At 39.4% G+C, this 15,448-nt stretch carries 15 protein-coding genes and 1 pseudogene; 9 read left to right on the top strand and 7 right to left on the bottom strand.

Going from position 1 to position 15,448, the window contains the following annotated elements:
- The first annotated feature begins 22 nt into the window (after positions 1 to 22).
- Positions 23 to 787: an energy-coupling factor ABC transporter ATP-binding protein gene (locus tag H6G69_RS01520; RefSeq protein WP_190680838.1), complete on the top strand. Its 765-nt coding sequence runs from the start codon at positions 23 to 25 to the stop codon at positions 785 to 787.
- Positions 788 to 1,003: 216 nt separating this feature from the next.
- Here H6G69_RS01520 and psb34 read toward each other — a convergent pair whose 3' ends face one another.
- Entirely contained in the window at positions 1,004 to 1,174 is a 171-nt protein-coding gene (gene psb34, locus H6G69_RS01515; protein ID WP_190680836.1) for a photosystem II assembly protein Psb34, read from the bottom strand.
- 247 nt (positions 1,175 to 1,421) lie between these two features.
- Positions 1,422 to 2,663 (bottom strand): hypothetical protein, encoded by a 1,242-nt coding sequence (locus H6G69_RS01510; RefSeq protein ID WP_190680833.1) that lies wholly within the window; start codon positions 2,661 to 2,663, stop codon positions 1,422 to 1,424.
- A 337-nt stretch (positions 2,664 to 3,000) separates the two neighbouring features.
- On the opposite strand from H6G69_RS01510, the gene H6G69_RS01505 reads away from it, so the two are divergent.
- The 6 genes and pseudogenes from H6G69_RS01505 to H6G69_RS01480 all read left to right on the top strand — a co-directional run bounded on the left by H6G69_RS01505 (position 3,001) and on the right by H6G69_RS01480 (position 9,212).
- Entirely contained in the window at positions 3,001 to 3,474 is a 474-nt protein-coding gene (locus H6G69_RS01505; RefSeq protein ID WP_190681184.1) for a hypothetical protein, read from the top strand.
- Between the two features lie 337 nt (positions 3,475 to 3,811).
- Positions 3,812 to 5,707, top strand: a complete 1,896-nt coding sequence (locus H6G69_RS01500) for an iron uptake porin (protein ID WP_190680831.1) — start codon at positions 3,812 to 3,814, stop codon at positions 5,705 to 5,707.
- Positions 5,708 to 5,867: 160 nt separating this feature from the next.
- Entirely contained in the window at positions 5,868 to 6,905 is a 1,038-nt protein-coding gene (locus H6G69_RS01495; RefSeq protein ID WP_190680829.1) for a hypothetical protein, read from the top strand.
- Between the two features lie 289 nt (positions 6,906 to 7,194).
- Entirely contained in the window at positions 7,195 to 7,866 is a 672-nt protein-coding gene (locus H6G69_RS01490) for a DUF1361 domain-containing protein (protein WP_190680827.1), read from the top strand.
- A 187-nt stretch (positions 7,867 to 8,053) separates the two neighbouring features.
- Positions 8,054 to 8,323 (top strand): annotated as a pseudogene (locus tag H6G69_RS01485) (hypothetical protein); the annotation flags it as partial.
- Positions 8,324 to 8,390: 67 nt separating this feature from the next.
- Positions 8,391 to 9,212, top strand: a complete 822-nt coding sequence (locus tag H6G69_RS01480) for a hypothetical protein (protein ID WP_190680823.1) — start codon at positions 8,391 to 8,393, stop codon at positions 9,210 to 9,212.
- A gap of 10 nt (positions 9,213 to 9,222) precedes the next feature.
- On the opposite strand, the gene H6G69_RS01475 is transcribed toward H6G69_RS01480, so the two are convergent.
- The 3 genes from H6G69_RS01475 to H6G69_RS01465 are packed head-to-tail and all read right to left on the bottom strand — an operon-like array spanning position 9,223 to position 12,299.
- Entirely contained in the window at positions 9,223 to 9,660 is a 438-nt protein-coding gene (locus H6G69_RS01475; protein ID WP_190680821.1) for a PIN domain-containing protein, read from the bottom strand.
- The gene (locus H6G69_RS01470; RefSeq protein WP_190680820.1) at positions 9,661 to 9,942 is read right to left on the bottom strand and encodes a hypothetical protein; all 282 of its coding nucleotides are present in this window, start codon (positions 9,940 to 9,942) and stop codon (positions 9,661 to 9,663) included.
- A 14-nt stretch (positions 9,943 to 9,956) separates the two neighbouring features.
- Positions 9,957 to 12,299, bottom strand: a complete 2,343-nt coding sequence (locus H6G69_RS01465) for a putative PEP-binding protein (RefSeq protein ID WP_190680818.1) — start codon at positions 12,297 to 12,299, stop codon at positions 9,957 to 9,959.
- Positions 12,300 to 12,884: 585 nt separating this feature from the next.
- Here H6G69_RS01465 and H6G69_RS01460 point away from each other — a divergent pair.
- Complete coding sequence (locus H6G69_RS01460; RefSeq protein WP_190680817.1) at positions 12,885 to 13,343, top strand: MgtC/SapB family protein; 459 nt, start codon at positions 12,885 to 12,887, stop codon at positions 13,341 to 13,343.
- Positions 13,344 to 13,579: 236 nt separating this feature from the next.
- Here H6G69_RS01460 and H6G69_RS01455 read toward each other — a convergent pair whose 3' ends face one another.
- On the bottom strand, positions 13,580 to 13,993 hold the full coding sequence (locus H6G69_RS01455) for a hypothetical protein (RefSeq protein WP_190680815.1): 414 nt from the start codon (positions 13,991 to 13,993) through the stop codon (positions 13,580 to 13,582).
- A 90-nt stretch (positions 13,994 to 14,083) separates the two neighbouring features.
- Between H6G69_RS01455 and H6G69_RS01450 the strand changes: the two genes are divergently transcribed.
- Complete coding sequence (locus H6G69_RS01450; RefSeq protein ID WP_190680813.1) at positions 14,084 to 14,236, top strand: hypothetical protein; 153 nt, start codon at positions 14,084 to 14,086, stop codon at positions 14,234 to 14,236.
- Positions 14,237 to 14,299: 63 nt separating this feature from the next.
- Here the strand turns inward: H6G69_RS01450 and recF are convergent, their stop codons facing one another.
- Positions 14,300 to 15,421, bottom strand: coding sequence for a DNA replication/repair protein RecF (gene recF / locus H6G69_RS01445; protein WP_190680811.1), 1,122 nt, complete (start codon positions 15,419 to 15,421; stop codon positions 14,300 to 14,302).
- Positions 15,422 to 15,448: the final 27 nt, after the last annotated feature.

Raw genomic sequence — 15,448 nt, 5'->3', positions numbered from 1 at the left:
GTGAATTATTGAGTAGTAAATTTTGAAATCATTAACTTCTAATCATCAAAAATCAACCTCTGATTTCCCCACCGCCGTCGTTGAAGTGGAGAACTTAGTTTATGCTTATCCCAATCAAGAGCCAGTATTGCAAAATATTTCCTTTAGTTTAAACGCTGGCGATCGCGTTGCTTTAATGGGTGCAACTGGTTCTGGTAAAAGCACCCTACTGGAAAACTTGGTTGGTTTAAAACAACCGCGAACTGGGCAAATTTTGATTAATGACATCCCCGTAGAACCGAGAAATCTACCTCAAGTGCGTCGTTACATCGGTTTTAGCTTTCAAGATGCCAACGATCAACTTTTTATGCCCACCATCCTAGAAGATATTACCTTTGGGCCGCTGAATTATGGCATACCAAAAGCCATAGCCATTGATAAAGCACGGCAGTTATTAGCAAACTTTGGTTTAGAAGCCTATGCAAATCGTTCTGCTCACGAGCTATCAGGAGGACAAAGAAGATTAGCCGCCCTAGCTGCAATTTTAGCTTTAGAACCAACGATTTTGATCTTAGATGAGCCAACGAACGGTCTTGATCCGGCATGGCGGCGACACTTAGCCCAAGTATTATTAAAATTGCCAGTGCAGGTTATGTTAATCGCTTCTCACGAATTACATTGGCTAGGCAGAGTGACACAACGCGCTTTAGTACTTTCAGGTGGTCGAATTCATCTAGATAGCCAGATTCAACCACTATTGCAAAATGGCGATACTTTAGAACGGTTAGGTTTACCCGTAGATTGGTAATTCATCAAGGCTTCATCCTAAGTTGCTACGACTAACTCTGGAGATGAAAAATCAAGGGTTTGGGGAAGGGTGTAGGTTTTCAAAATCCTTACACCTATTCTTCACAGACAACCTTATATAAGTCCCTAAAAACAAAAGACCTCGGCGAAACTAACCGAGGTAAAAGGGAGAAGTTCAAATGACGATGAGTGATACCGATACCGAAAACAAAAATTTTTAGCTCACAGCAACAGCAAATAACACTAAAAGACTAACAAACATAGTTGCAACCGCGCCTTGTAAAACATAGCGGCGTTGTTCCCAAATGGCTGGGTACTCAGAGTAATACATCTGAGGTTCAGTTGCATAGTTATTTAAAATGCCGTCTTCATTAACTGTGGTGTACATAGGTTTTTTTCCTTATTTGTTAACTTATGTAAATAAATTTAACAAATTTGTTACGAACTGTCAACATGACTTGACAAAAAAAGTTTAATGCTCTTAATAAAAAGTACTTATCGCCATAGCATCAGTCCCAACGCATTAAAAAGGGACACAAAATATAGTGTCCCCAAATAAGCTTGGCTAAATAGATTGATAGTGAAACTGTTCCCAGTCGCCCGTTAAGAGTTCCACAGGAATTTTCCAGCCAGCCCTAATTAAACCAAGCTGCAAACTCAAAAAATTGCCCTCGGAAAACTTCTAACAACCGTAACCAAGTATTTGTATCTGTTACTTTACCTAACTCTAGATAAGGTGCAGCAGCAGTTCCTTGCCCCCATAACACCAAATCAAAGGTACGGGGTTGAGTGAATACTTTGTTTAAATTAATACCTCTAACTTCGCGTTTTCTCCAGAACGGAACTAACTTTTTACCTGTCAGCAAAGCATCCGCTTCATCTAAAAAAGTCAACCAACCATCAATCATGGATTGAGTGACAGCTGCATTAGGAATTACACTTTTTTGTCGAGGATTTGGTAGCCATTCTCTATCATCATCAGTTTCCGCTAAAATCAATTGCCAAGATTGACGACTTAAAGCGGTGACTGCTTGTAAATTTTCTACTGCAGCTGTTAAACGTTCTGGTTCTGCAACCGGAAAATTAATCAAATGTACAAAGGCGATGATGTCGCTAATAATATCCAAATCAAACCCACCTGATGGGTTTCTACCATTAATCAGAAATGGATAAGCGGTTTTTGGTTGAGTAAAAACCAAGTGAGCAGTAGCATCAAACAATTTACTTTCATCGTATGCTAAAACCACCTGAGCGATCGCTGACAGCAAATTGCAATATCCCCTCAACCAAATTACATCACCTGCATCAAACGCGATCGCTAAATTTTGTGCAGATTTTTCTGTTGCGGGTATTCCTGTCAATAAGCTGAAGGTTTTCCAAAAAGATTCATCTTCTGCCAACTTACCATCAGCGTTGAAATCAATTCGTGTCAAACCAAGTCGCAGTGGTAGCTTGACTTGAGCATCTTTGATAGGTTCAAGAGTGTTTTTAATTTTAGTTAAATCATTGACTAAGTTTTGCAAAATCTGGCGCGTATCTTCATAGGTGACTGATTCTGGTTGAGGATTTATCGGTACAGGAAGACGCAAAATCGGGAAAAATTGAGTGACAAAATTTTGTTGCAAACCATAACGATAGAGGGATTGCATTAATTTTTGAGTCGTACCCATTAACTGCACAACTCCCAACTTAAATCGCGTCTCATCATCATTACTGTCTTTTTCCAGCTTTGTAGCAAAAGCTGTTTCTGCTTGTTCAAATTCAGCATTGCTTAAATACTGCTCAATATCAGAAACAGACGTTGCTGATTTTACTAAAGGTGTAAATGAGAATAACAGACTGATAACTAGTAAAAAACAACAAACAAAAATTCGCATCAGCTTTTATCTTATGTATCCAGTTATTTGCGCTACTGTAACCTATATAATCCTAAATTCTGCTAGATATTCACTAAAATTCAGTTTTTCCGAGGATTTAAATGTAAAAATTAATGCTACATAGCCTAATTAAATCCAAGTATAAATGACAGCTTCTAGCAGACAATTTCTTGTAGGCAGAGCAAATCCTGAATCCTACCCCCTTCGGGCTGTCCTACCTCTTTTAGTCACTCGTCACATGATATATGACGTTTTCTAGGAAATTTACGCAACAATTTTCACAATTTATGAAATTATTAGTTACGATTGTCTCGATTTAATTGCTTGTAGGATTGTGATATCTGTGTGGCGTAAACATAATATTATTGCTTTTGTTAGTTTAAGTATTGCTTTATTAGTTACGGGTTGTGAAAATAAAAACTCCCAGTGTCAGCGTTTAATTCAAGTCGTCAACGAAGGTAATGCGCTAATCGATCAAAATAAAGGTAAGCAAGCGATTACTAGCTTGCAACTCTCTAAAGATTTAGAAGCCATCAACACATCTTTAGAAGAACTCAAATTAGCAGATCCCAAACTCAAAGAATATCAAACTCGTTTTCAAAAGGTATTTGATAGCCTCAGCCAAGCCATCGCCAAAGCCGCCAAGGCTTTAGCCACAGCAAAATCAGCTGAAAACTCGCCATCCGGTAGAGAAAAACTCCAAAAAGCCAGAAGTGAAATTGATACAGCCTTAACCACGGTTTCCAAAACCACTGGTAAAGACTCAGACACTTTAATGCAAGATTTGAATAAATACTGTAACCAACCGTAATTGAAGTGTGAAGTGTGTAGACGCGCAGCGGCTTGCCGCAGGCTAGTGTGAAATTGAAGATTTTTAGAGCTAATCACCAAACTCTAATGACTTAGAGTTTGTATCTAATATAGCGATTCCCAGTTAAGTGAGGTACAGGTAATATTTTGAAACGCAGAGGGTAGCAGAGTTAAGCGCAGAGGTACGCAGAGATTTGTACTTCAGCAGACTAGGAAACGCTATATTTTCCGACTTCATACTTCATACTTCATACTTCAGACTTTTTATACAGAAATATCCTGAATAACACTAACAAGCTTTGTCAATAGATATGTTGGTGTTAGTCAAATGATATACCATGAGTGAATTCAGCCTACTGATGTTAGGCGTATTGACAGCTGGGCAAGCATCGCCGCCGAATAATTTGCCAGAACAGCCAATAATTGAGCCGGAATCAATATCACAACCGCAAAATCAGGAGAGTTTCTCCGAAATTTCTCGGACTTCTGAAATTACGCCACCTGAATTTATCTCGCTTGATAGCACTTCGCCAGTTTTTACGTCACCAGAAAGCTATCAGTATCAAAATCTACTAAAAAAAATTCCTCAAAATATTATTGCAACTACACCTGATACTCAATCTTCTCAGCCGTCATCACTCACCACTCAGACACCAGAACTAACACCTTCTTCTTCTTTACCGATTTCCCCTGAATCACCAGTAGTGCCAGAATTTTCAGCATCTAATGATGGGATGTCTCAAGTTACATCGGTATCAAATTTAGATGATGTACAACCAACCGATTGGGCTGTTAATGCCTTACAAACTATAGTTGAACACTATGGTTGTATTTCTGAAAATGGTACTGGAATTTATCTAGGAAATCGCAGTGTCACGCGTTATGAATTTGCTCAGAGTTTAAATATTTGCTTAAATCAAATTCAAGAATTAATTACTAAAAATACTGCTAATACTATCAGTCAAGAAGATTTAAACCTACTACAACGTTTACAAACAGAATTTCAAGCTGAATTACAACAATTACAGCAGCGTCTAGATGTTATAGAAGACCAAACTCAAAAATTAGAAAGCAATCAGTTTTCTCCAACAACTAGATTATTTGGTCAAGCTATTGCTAGTGTTCAAGGCACAAATTTTACCAATGTTGATTTGTTTCCTAGAGATGGCGTACCAGAACGTCAAGGTAAGACAAATTTAACTTTTACAAATAGCGTGCAATTAACCTTAGCAACTTCATTTACTGGCAAAGATTTATTAATTACAGGACTATCTGCGGGAAATTTAGGTTCAAATGCCTCAGCAGTTTTTAATAATATGGGGCGGTTAAGTTTTGAGTCGAATACAGATAATAATGTATTTATTAATGATTTATCTTATCGATTTTCACTATCTAATAATTTAGGAATTGTTGTTGGTACAGCAGGCGTGAATGCAGCAACTACCTTTCGGGGGATTAATCCCTTAGAAGGTTCTGGTGATGGGGCAATTTCCCAATTTGGTCAGCGTAATCCTATTTTGAATATTGGGAATGGGACTGGCGGTATAGGTTTTGACTGGGAAATTAGCGATCGCATCAGTCTCCAAGGGGTGTATAGTGCAGAAATTCCGAGTTTTCCTACTAATAACACTTCTGCTGGATTATTTGGGGGTAGATATACCGCAGGCGCACAATTAACTCTCGCACCTACAGATAATATCGATATTGGCATACATTACATCTACTCTCACTCACCAAATGATTTATTAGGTACAGGTATCGGTGATGCTCAATTAATTTCGCCTTTTGCACCAACTACAGAATTTAATACTCACGCTGTTGGTGCAACTGTAGTATGGCGGATTAATGAGAACTTTCAATTAGGCGGTTGGGGTGGTTTTACTTACTCTAAACCAGTCAACCTTTCCGGTAGTGTAGAAACAACTAACTGGATGGTATTTGCTGCATTTCCTAATTTGGGTGGTGAGGGTAATTTAGGAGGCGTTCTGGTTGGACAACCACCTAAAATTACTGCTAGTAACTTACCTGAAGGCTATAACTTTCCTAACTTCTCCGATGGGGGAACATCTGGCGGGCGTACTGATACATCGCTACATCTAGAACTTTTTTATCGGACTCAGCTAAATAACAATCTTTCTCTCACACCAGGCTTATTAGTTATTTTTAATCCTGATCACAATGCAGCTAACGATACTTTAATTGTTGGTGCAATGAGAGCAACTTTCCGGTTTTAATTACGTGTTCATGTAAATGTAATCACAAGGGGCCAAACCCCTCATCCCCGTGTTTGCTTTCTCAACTGTCAGCAACTATCAGTCAGATTTTAAACTTTTTTTCCACGCCTAAAAATCCCAGGCGTGTTGTTTTCATGCTTAATTCAGGAGCATATTTTTTATGCAAATAAAGCCGTCTGTAACAAAATTAGGCTGTGCAGTTTTGAGTAGTAGCAGTTTAGCCGCAGCTTTTTTGGGTTTTGGGGCGACTAATGCTTCGGCTCAACTCGTCATTCAAAGCACCGGAACATTATCAGGTACACTGCAACTTCCCAGTTTTAACCCTAATTTTAATAATAGAGTAACGCGCATTGATACTGATTCCCAAGGTGTATATCAACGCAACATCGGTACTAAAAGTAAGCCAAATTACGTACCAGTTTACCAATCAAATTATGTCAAAGTTGAAACTCGTACAGATGGGAGTTTGCATTATTTTGTTGACTTTAAAGGCATTCCCGTAATTTCTCTCAATGGTGTGTTAAATTCGCCTGCACTTTCAGGTGGACAGTTGCAACCTTTTACTTATCAAGGCAAAATCCCTAACACTTCCTTTCAAGGTGTAGTGCAAGATGAATTTGGATTAACTAAAGCTTTTTATACTGGCGTTGTTACTGATCCCAAAACTGGTAAGCAATATCAAGGGACTTTTCAACTGAATGGCCAAGGGCCAAGATATAGCGATCGCAACGGTGGCGAAAGTCCGACAGTATTTGATTATAAATCTGATATTCCCGGTAAGCCAAGTGTCACCACCTATGAGATGAAAAATACTCCCTTGGTAAGATTGACAATTACCGTACCTGCAAACGCTACACCTGTTACTAATAACCCAACACCGGCTCCACCTGTCGTCACTAATAACCCGACTCCCACACCAGTTACAGCCTCAGTAGATAGTGGTGCGATCGCAACTACTTCTACACCAACTAATCCTAGTAGTCAAATTTTGACTAACTCCAATCAATATAATTCTCCATCACCATCTACCGAAGCGAATATGGAGTTTAGTAATGGTAATTCCCCAGCAACTTCACCCCTGAATTTAGAAGTGTCTACCGTTGCTACCAATATTTGTCACCAAAATTCTCTCAAATGTGGCCCAAAAGTGACTGCTGCGAAAGCCATTGGCCCCCGCAGTCGCGTACTAGTGCGTTAGCCTCTCACCATTATCAGGAATTGCTCAAAGGGAGATTGTATTTAAATCATGACTAAAAAAGTACGACCTCCTAGAGCAAAAACTATACTGGAAGTTGGGTAGCATTTTCGCCATCCACACTTCCAGATTTCTCATAGATTCATTAAGGATAATTTTCTCGTTATACTAGTTGCTTAGACTATATATAAACATCTCACAGTTAAATTTTTTCCCAAGTTATCAGTCAATCACTGAAGTTAAGACTCTAAAACTAAACTACATCAATCACATATCTTGCAAGTGAACATTTATGAAAGTGGAATTGATTGAATTGATAGCCAGAGTTTTACAGGTTTTACGAATCAACATGAGTTGGATGACGTGGAACCTGTTTTTGGCTTTTATCCCTTTAGCTTTAAGTGTTTGGCTGTTTCGGATTAAACGTGGTCGTTCTTGGGTTTGGTGGCTAGGATTTATTGTATTCTATGCTTTCTTACCAAATGCACCATACTTGTTAACCGATGTCATCCATCTGATAGATGATATCCGCACCATTCAATCAGTATGGATGATTACATTGGTGTTAATCCCAGTTTATTTTTTAGTAATTTTTGCTGGGTTTGAAGCTTACGTTATCTCTTTAATCAATTTAGGTCACTATTTACACCGCATTGGCAAGAGTCAATGGATTTTTCGAGTTGAGTTAATTACTCATGCTCTTAGTGCTATTGGGATTTATTGGGGCAGATTTTTGCGTTTCAATAGTTGGGATTTTATTACGCAACCTGATGCTTTGTTAACCAAAGGTGTAGAAGAACTTTTAGGTAAACAGCCTTTAGTAATTATTGCAATTACCTTTGTGATTCTTACAGGTTTGCATTGGCTGATGAAACGCGTCAGTTTAGGATTTGTCAATCAATCACGAAAAGCAATAGCTGTTAAGTCACGTTCTACCAATCCTGATACACCCAATGCTGGATAAATGCAAAATCTTGCTCAGATTGTTGCTCATATTATCTAATACAAATTTCAATTAATACGCCAAAAACGAAATAGGCGTATTTTTTTATATTTACTCATTCACCTATTGAGAAAACAGATACCAGATTTATTTAAGAAGTCAGGGATCTAGACATATCCATCTAAAGAATGATTGTTTAGTAGCTTTTTTGTTTCATTATTATCAACTGCCAATGGAATTTCAAGAATTGGTAGTTGTGAGCGATCGCTTTCACATCAAGCCATTACTACATTTAATAAATAATGATGGCAAGTTCTATGTTCTAGCTTTAAGCCAGCAGGATTTAAAATTTTTTGAAGGTACTCGCTCTAGTCTGAATAAGGTAGTAGTAGAAAATCTGCCAAAAAGCCTTGATGAAGCTCTTTTATATGACGAAACTGCCAAAGATGCTCAATTTCGCATCGCTACCCAAAAAGGCAGCAATTTTACGATATTGATGATTTTTGTAGTGTTGTATACAGTTGAACAAGTTACATACAACACCCATGCTGAATAATTGTCGTGCTTTTCTTTGTCAATCGCTGATCGGTTTAGCTGTTTTTAGCCAGATGGCTGTATTTGCCCAGCCCAGTAGTGCAGAAACTATTGCTGGGAAATCTGGTAATGTCCGCGCCGAAATATCTTATGACAAACCAGAGGAATTTCAATATAAAAATGTCCGTTTGCAAATTAGCCGAGCAGGTAAAACTGTTTTAGATCAAAAACTGCCGCAAGAAAGTGAATATGACCGCCCTGTTGGGGGTTTTGACGGACAAGAAAATAATTTACCAGTGCTAGATTTAGACGGCAATAAAGAACCAGAAATAGTTGCCGATTTCTTTACAGGTGGAGCGCACTGTTGTACTTATTCTTTAATTTACCGCTACGACAATAAATCCCAAAAATACACTCAAATTAGGCATGAGTGGGGTAATGGCGGTTATCGATTTAATGATCTAGATAAAGATGGACTCCCAGAATTTGAAGCTAGAGACGATCGCTTTGCCTATGCTTTTACAGCTTATGCTGCTTCTGCTTATCCGTTACAAATTTGGCAATATCGCCACGGCAAAATGGTTGATGTGACTCGCCGCTATCCCAAGTTAATCTATAGCCATGCCGCAGATTTATGGAAAACTTATACTGAGATTCGTCAGCAAGGTGATGATGGTAAAGGATTTTTAGCCGCGTACCTAGCAGATAAGTATTTACTCGGACAAGGTGAGGATGGTTGGAAACGAGTAAAACAAGTTTATAAAAGTAGCAATCGCAATCAATATTTTGCCGATGTCCGCAAGTTTCTCCGCGAAACTGGATATATTAAGTAATCTCAATCACTCAAAAAGTGCTGGGGTTAACAGCAGTAATTTCTGCGTAACGAGCAAAATCACTAATATTAAATGTCAGAATATGGGTTAACTTATGCACCAGCATTGCTGCAACTAATCGTGCATCATGTACGTTAACTCCCCTAATTCCATAAGCAACAACCAGTCTTTCCCATTCCTGGTAAATAGTCGGAGTATCTAGTAATAATGAAAACAACATTTTCAAACAAGTGACTTCGGCCTGTGCTTCAATTACACTACGCCCTAAACCATTTCGTTCGGTTGGGCGTGTGTAGACATTCCACAATTCAATTAAATTCTGAGGTACGATGTGCAACTGTTCACCACGACCCCGCAGTGTACTGATAGCTTTTGTTGCATCAGAGTTCATGGGATGGCTAAGGTCTACGCTTCTCAATAGAACATTAGTATCTACAAGGTAAGGCACTTAACCACGTTCTCCATAAATACTCTCCCTACTAATAGCTTCATCAGAAAGGGTGGGAAGATTAAGTTCTCGATGGCTTTCGACCCATTCCTGAAATGCTGCTATCCATTCTTGAGGGGTTGCCGTTGCATAAAAAGGATGCTCCTCTAATGGTTGCACTAGCTGTTGAAGCATAGCATCTAAGTGAGGTTTAATTTCTGATGGAGTACGCTGAGAAACTTTAGCCAACAATAGAGTTATGGCTTCAATATCTTGGCTATCTGGTTTTGGTTGACTGTTCATAGCTAAATTATCATTTAATGAAGTTTTTGGCGTGCTGCTGCTAATAGTAAACGCTGTTCGGCACGAGCGATCGCTTTATGGGTTCGTTCTACTGCTTCTGGTTCAACAGAAATGGAAGTAATACCCCATTCCACCAGTTGGTCGATAATTTCGGGATACATTGCTGGTGCTTGACCGCAGATGGAACAGGGGATTCCCGCCTTTGTCGCCATCTGAATTAATTGGGCAATTGCACCCATCACTGCCGGATGGCGTTCATCATATACTTTTGTGAGCTGTCCTTGTTCTCGATCTACGCCTAATAAGAGTTGTGTTAGGTCATTCGTGCCAATAGAAATTCCCTCTACACCTGCTTTGACATAATCTGGCAATAAAAACAAGACACTAGGTACTTCTGCCATTATCCACACTTGAAATTGGGATGTCTGAGTTAACCCAGCTTGCTCAACTTTGTGCCGACAAAAGCTAAACTCAGCCACACTCCGCACAAAAGGTAACAAGAGCCGCAGATTGCTGTATCCTGCTTTCTGCACTGCGGCTAATGCTGCCAATTCCAATTCAAAGACGGGGGGATTGTTGACATAAGTAAATGTACCGCGATCGCCCAAAATTGAATGGGATGCAGTTGTGGAAGTATGACTTAATGAGGGAAACTCGTGAAATCGCCAATCCAGCGAACGGTAAAAAACTGGTCGGGGAGCAAAGGCGCGAACAAATTGCATAATTTGTTGTGACCATAACTCCAACAAATCTGCCCTACGACCATCTAAAAGCCAGTTGTTAGGATGCTGCCCTTCGAGGATATTTAATAACATGAGTTCTGAGCGTAACAATCCCACACCATCCACAGGTAAGCTTTGCGATCGCTCGATTAAACTCGGCTGACTCAGATTCACCAATAGTTGAGTAGCAATCATAGGTAGGGGAGTCCTCTCCAGCGCTGGGGATAAGGGGAAAGCGGAAACCGCGGCATTTACTGGTTGATTTTCGCCATTACTGTTTTTGCTTTCTCGCAGACGATAAACTTCTCCCCTATCGCCATCTACCAGCAATTGTTCTCCAGTTTGAATTAAAGCTGTAGCATCTTTAGCACTGACGACAGCAGGAATACCTAATTCTCGGGCGAGAATAGCGGCATGGCTGGTCAATCCGCCTTGGGTTGTGATGATTGCCACTACTTGATGTAGCAAAGATAACCAATCGGGAGCGATCGCGGGAGCTACTAAAATTACTCCTTGAGGGATATTTTCCGGTTTTTCGGGAGTGTTAATTACATAAGCTGTTGCGCTAACTTTACCTGTGGCTGCACCTAAACCTTTGATTAACTGTACATTATTGGGTACATTGGGAATTGCCGACGGTGGATTACTAACCTCTGTAATCTGAAATTGGGGAATAGACTCTGCATCTACAAGAGTCCATTTCACCGTAAAACTTTTGCCTAGTTCACTGACTAATTGATTTGCGAGGGCAATCAGTCTTTGCAAATCGGGTTCTGTTAAAGCGTATTTTTGTTGTTTATCTTCTGCGACTAACTGAGCGACTAGGCCTGTGTTTTCATCTGTCACTACTGATGGGAGGATAGATTGATTAAAGGTTTCAGCCCCATCATCTAAACCGTAACTCAGCAACTTATTACCTAAATGTTTTTCTAGTACCATCCCTGTTTCTTGTTGGATGTAGTACATATCTGGCAGTACTTCCCCTCTAGTCATAGCTATTCCTAGTCCCCAGGTAGCTTCGATTGTCCAACCAGATGGATTAACATTGAGTGAACCGCTAGCGATCGCATTTTGGATTGGTTGCACTAATACAGCTAAATTAATTTGCTGCAAATCAATCCCCATACGCTGCCAATAAAGTAAGCTTTTAGCGCGAAATAATTGACTCCATGTGCGCTTTAATGCTGTGGCGATTGCATCTTCATCATAAGCACAAAAAACTGACTCCAATAAACCCGATGTATTTCCTACCCCTTGATGGGTATGCGATACTGACAAGGATGGTCGCAAAATTAAATATTTTGTCTGCCATTCTTTAGCAGCTGCCATAATTGCACTTACCCAAGTTTGGGGTAAATTTGCCGCAATAATTTCTTGACGCAAGCGACCAGCCACAAGTTGGAGTTGTCGCCAATTAGCTACGTCAAGATACAAAGAAGAATCAGGCAAGTCCGCCGCTAAAGACTCTGAATTATTAATACTTTCCAGAAATTCTCGTAAAACTTCTGCGGACACCACAAAACCAGGGACAACAGAGTAGCCACGCTGTACAATTCTGCTTAAGTAAAATGCTTTGTCACCTATTTTGGCGCGGTCTTGCAGTTTAATTTGGTCGAGCCAGTAGACTTTTTCCACTCACTTTTTTTTGTCAATTGTCAATATACCAATCCAAGCTATTACTCTGGTTAAACGCTCACAGAGCATTTACTCAAAGTATCTGCCGAGCCAAGTTCTGTGTATTGAAGATATTTATGCCAATCTAGTGATTAGCCCCGACTGACACAGTGACACACTAGTAAAATATCAAATAAACACTGTTGCTTTCTCTACACCTTGTCACCATATACCCCCGTGTTTTTCCGAGACTTCCCACTTTCTTTTAGTATTTTAGTAATTTCACCTCTCGATAGATTGACATTTTTGGTAGACTCACCAAAAAATCTTCAATAGAGATATAGCATTCAAATATTGAGTTAAAGCATACATTTAGCAATTTGAGTTAAAATGTTACTTAACTAATCACCTTGAACACTCAAATTGCTAGTTCTTCAGTTTACAAGCTCTTGCATTAGTCTAGATTATTAATATTTTCATAAGTTTTAAGTACAATTTTAAATAATCTAGCAAAAATATCAGAATTCTCAGTGCAATGAATTAGGTAATATTGCACCACTAGAACCCATTTTTAAAATCTAGTATTTTTATTTTCTGAAAACACCCTTGTCAAATCCTTACTACATTTCACCCAATGATTGGCTCAACATCATCTTTAGGCTATGCCTAGCTTTGCTGTTAGGAGCGGTTATTGGTATAGAACGCCAAATTAGACATAAACCGGCTGGTTTAAGAACTCATATGCTGGTCAGTTTTGGGTCAGCCTTGTTAACACTCATCCCTTTGCAAGCAGGTATACCAGAACACACTGGTGATGCTCTCAGTCGTGTAATTCAGGGCATTGCAGCTGGCGTAGGATTTTTGGGTGCTGGAGAAATTGTACGCGAATCTTCTCAAAAATCACAGCAATCTGAAATTCATGGCTTGACATCCGCAGCCGCTATTTGGGTTTCAGCCGCTTTAGGAATTACTGCTGGGTGTGGTTTATGGCAATTAGGATTAACTGCTGCTGTCTTGAGTTTTGTAGTTTTGAATGTGGTGAAACGGTTAGAGGCTAGGGGCTAGGGCAATACGGTTCAGTTAAGAGAATAGTAGGTTGGGTGTAGCGATAGCGTAACCCAACAAAGTATGCGTGAATGTTGGGTTCCGTTCCTCCACCCAACCTACACCAGTCTAAGTTGTTGCCTTAACTGAACTGTATTGGGGGCTAGGGGATAGAGGTTCGGGGTTCGAGAATACCTGTCTAGAGCCTAAAAACAAAATTTTTATCTATATATTTCTAGCCCCTAATTCCCCCAGCCTCACTTAAACAAAGACAATGCTTTGGCAAAAATCTGTTCTTCGGCTCTAGTTTCTAAAATAGATTTAACTAAATATATAAACGCCCAATCTATTTGGGTGTCATTTTCTATAGTTTTACTAGCAGCATAAAAACTAACATCATCAATAGATAATTCATTCGTATTACCTGTTTGTAATTCTGGCTTTCTGATATCCCATGAAAGAGATTTACCACGCAAAGTAAATTGAAACCAAACGATTTCTTCTTGATCAAATTCAAAAAAAACATCAAAATAAGGTTCTTCACCTTGGAACCAAATTTTGCTATATCCTTCTTTGCGACTTTGTTTGAGTAGCTTTTGTTCAATTGCTCGTAGTGATGCACCTAAGGATGCAATTTCTTGTTTATCTAAAATGTGATTGGTTTTTTGCATAAATGAATTGTCATTCGTCATTTATTTTTTGTCAGTTGTCAATTGTCATGTCTGATTTTGACTATTGACCAAACAAGTCAAAAGTAAAAAGTGAGCCAGTGCCGTGGACAGGTTCTCCGGCATAAAGGAGACATGGCCGTCGTTGGTGGGTTTCCCGACTTGAGGCAACTGTCGTCAACTGGCGTTAGCGACACAGGAGCGTCACTCGCCAGAGTTAAAAAGCAAAATAAATGTCAAGAATAAGGCTCACAAGTTCATAACTTTATTGGGATTAATTTTTACTTTTTACTTTTTACTTTTTACTTCTTAATACTGCGTTGATATTTCTCCTGATTTCACATACAAGATTTGGGAAGAATTCAACCACTGAGAATCAAAAGAATTCAAGTGAGTAGTTGTAATTAGGGTTTGAAAACGGTCTTGAATTGTATCGAGCAATTGATTTTGGCGGGATGGATCTAATTCGGCTAAAACGTCATCAAGTAATAGTAGTGGCGACTCTTTAACAACTTCTTCAATTAACTGTAATTCTGCCAGTTTTAAGGCTAAAACTAAGGTTCGTTGCTGACCCTGAGAACCATATTGTCGAGCAGGCGTTTGATTAATAGTCAATTCTACTTCGTCGCGGTGAGGGCCAACAAGGGTAGTACCTCGGTACAGTTCGGCAAAAGCACGGTGCTGAATTTTACTTAAAAAGGCCTGCTGGATTTCTTCGGGTTGATTTTGACCAGAAATAATGTTGGGAGAATATTTAATTTCGAGGATTTCTGTACTGCCGCTAATACTGGAGTGCCAAGCAGCAGCCAAAGGAGCTAATCTTTGGATAGCCCGATCGCGTCTTCTAATTACTCTTGTACCTGTAGTTGCTAACTGTGCATTCCACAGCACAAGTTCTGATTGCTGAGTGCTAATTCCTGAGTCTTGGTGTTTTTTCAAAAAGGCGTTGCGCTGGCGTAATACCTGATTATACTGATGCAAAATATGGGCATAAACAGGTTCGAGTTGAATTAATAAAGTATCCAACCAGTTACGCCGTACTTCCGGACTACCACGCACTAATTCTAAATCTAAACTAGAAAATTGTACGGCGTTAATCACGCCCAAAAAATCCATTTGTCGCCTGAATGTTTCACCATTAATTGCTACACTACGGCGACCACTACTACGAAGAGTTAAAGTTAAATCGCTAATACCAATTTGGCGTTCGAGGCTGGCATTAATTTGCGCAAAGGTTTCGCCATCTTGCACTAAATCACGATCGCGTGCCATCCGATGCGATCGCAATGTCGCTAATAACTCTACCGCCTCTAACAAATTCGACTTTCCTTGAGCGTTATTACCTACCAAAATTGTTTTGGCAGCATCAAACTCAACTTTTTGCTCATGGTAATTCCGAAATTGTCTCAGGTGTAAAGTTTTCAGATACATATTTTCAATAAAAAGGAAAAAGGTAAA

Origin of the sequence: Nostoc sp. FACHB-110 (assembly GCF_014697425.1) — a bacterium.
Taxonomy (GTDB): Bacteria; Cyanobacteriota; Cyanobacteriia; order Cyanobacteriales; family Nostocaceae; genus Nostoc_B.
This window is presented reverse-complemented; position numbering and strand designations above follow the sequence as displayed.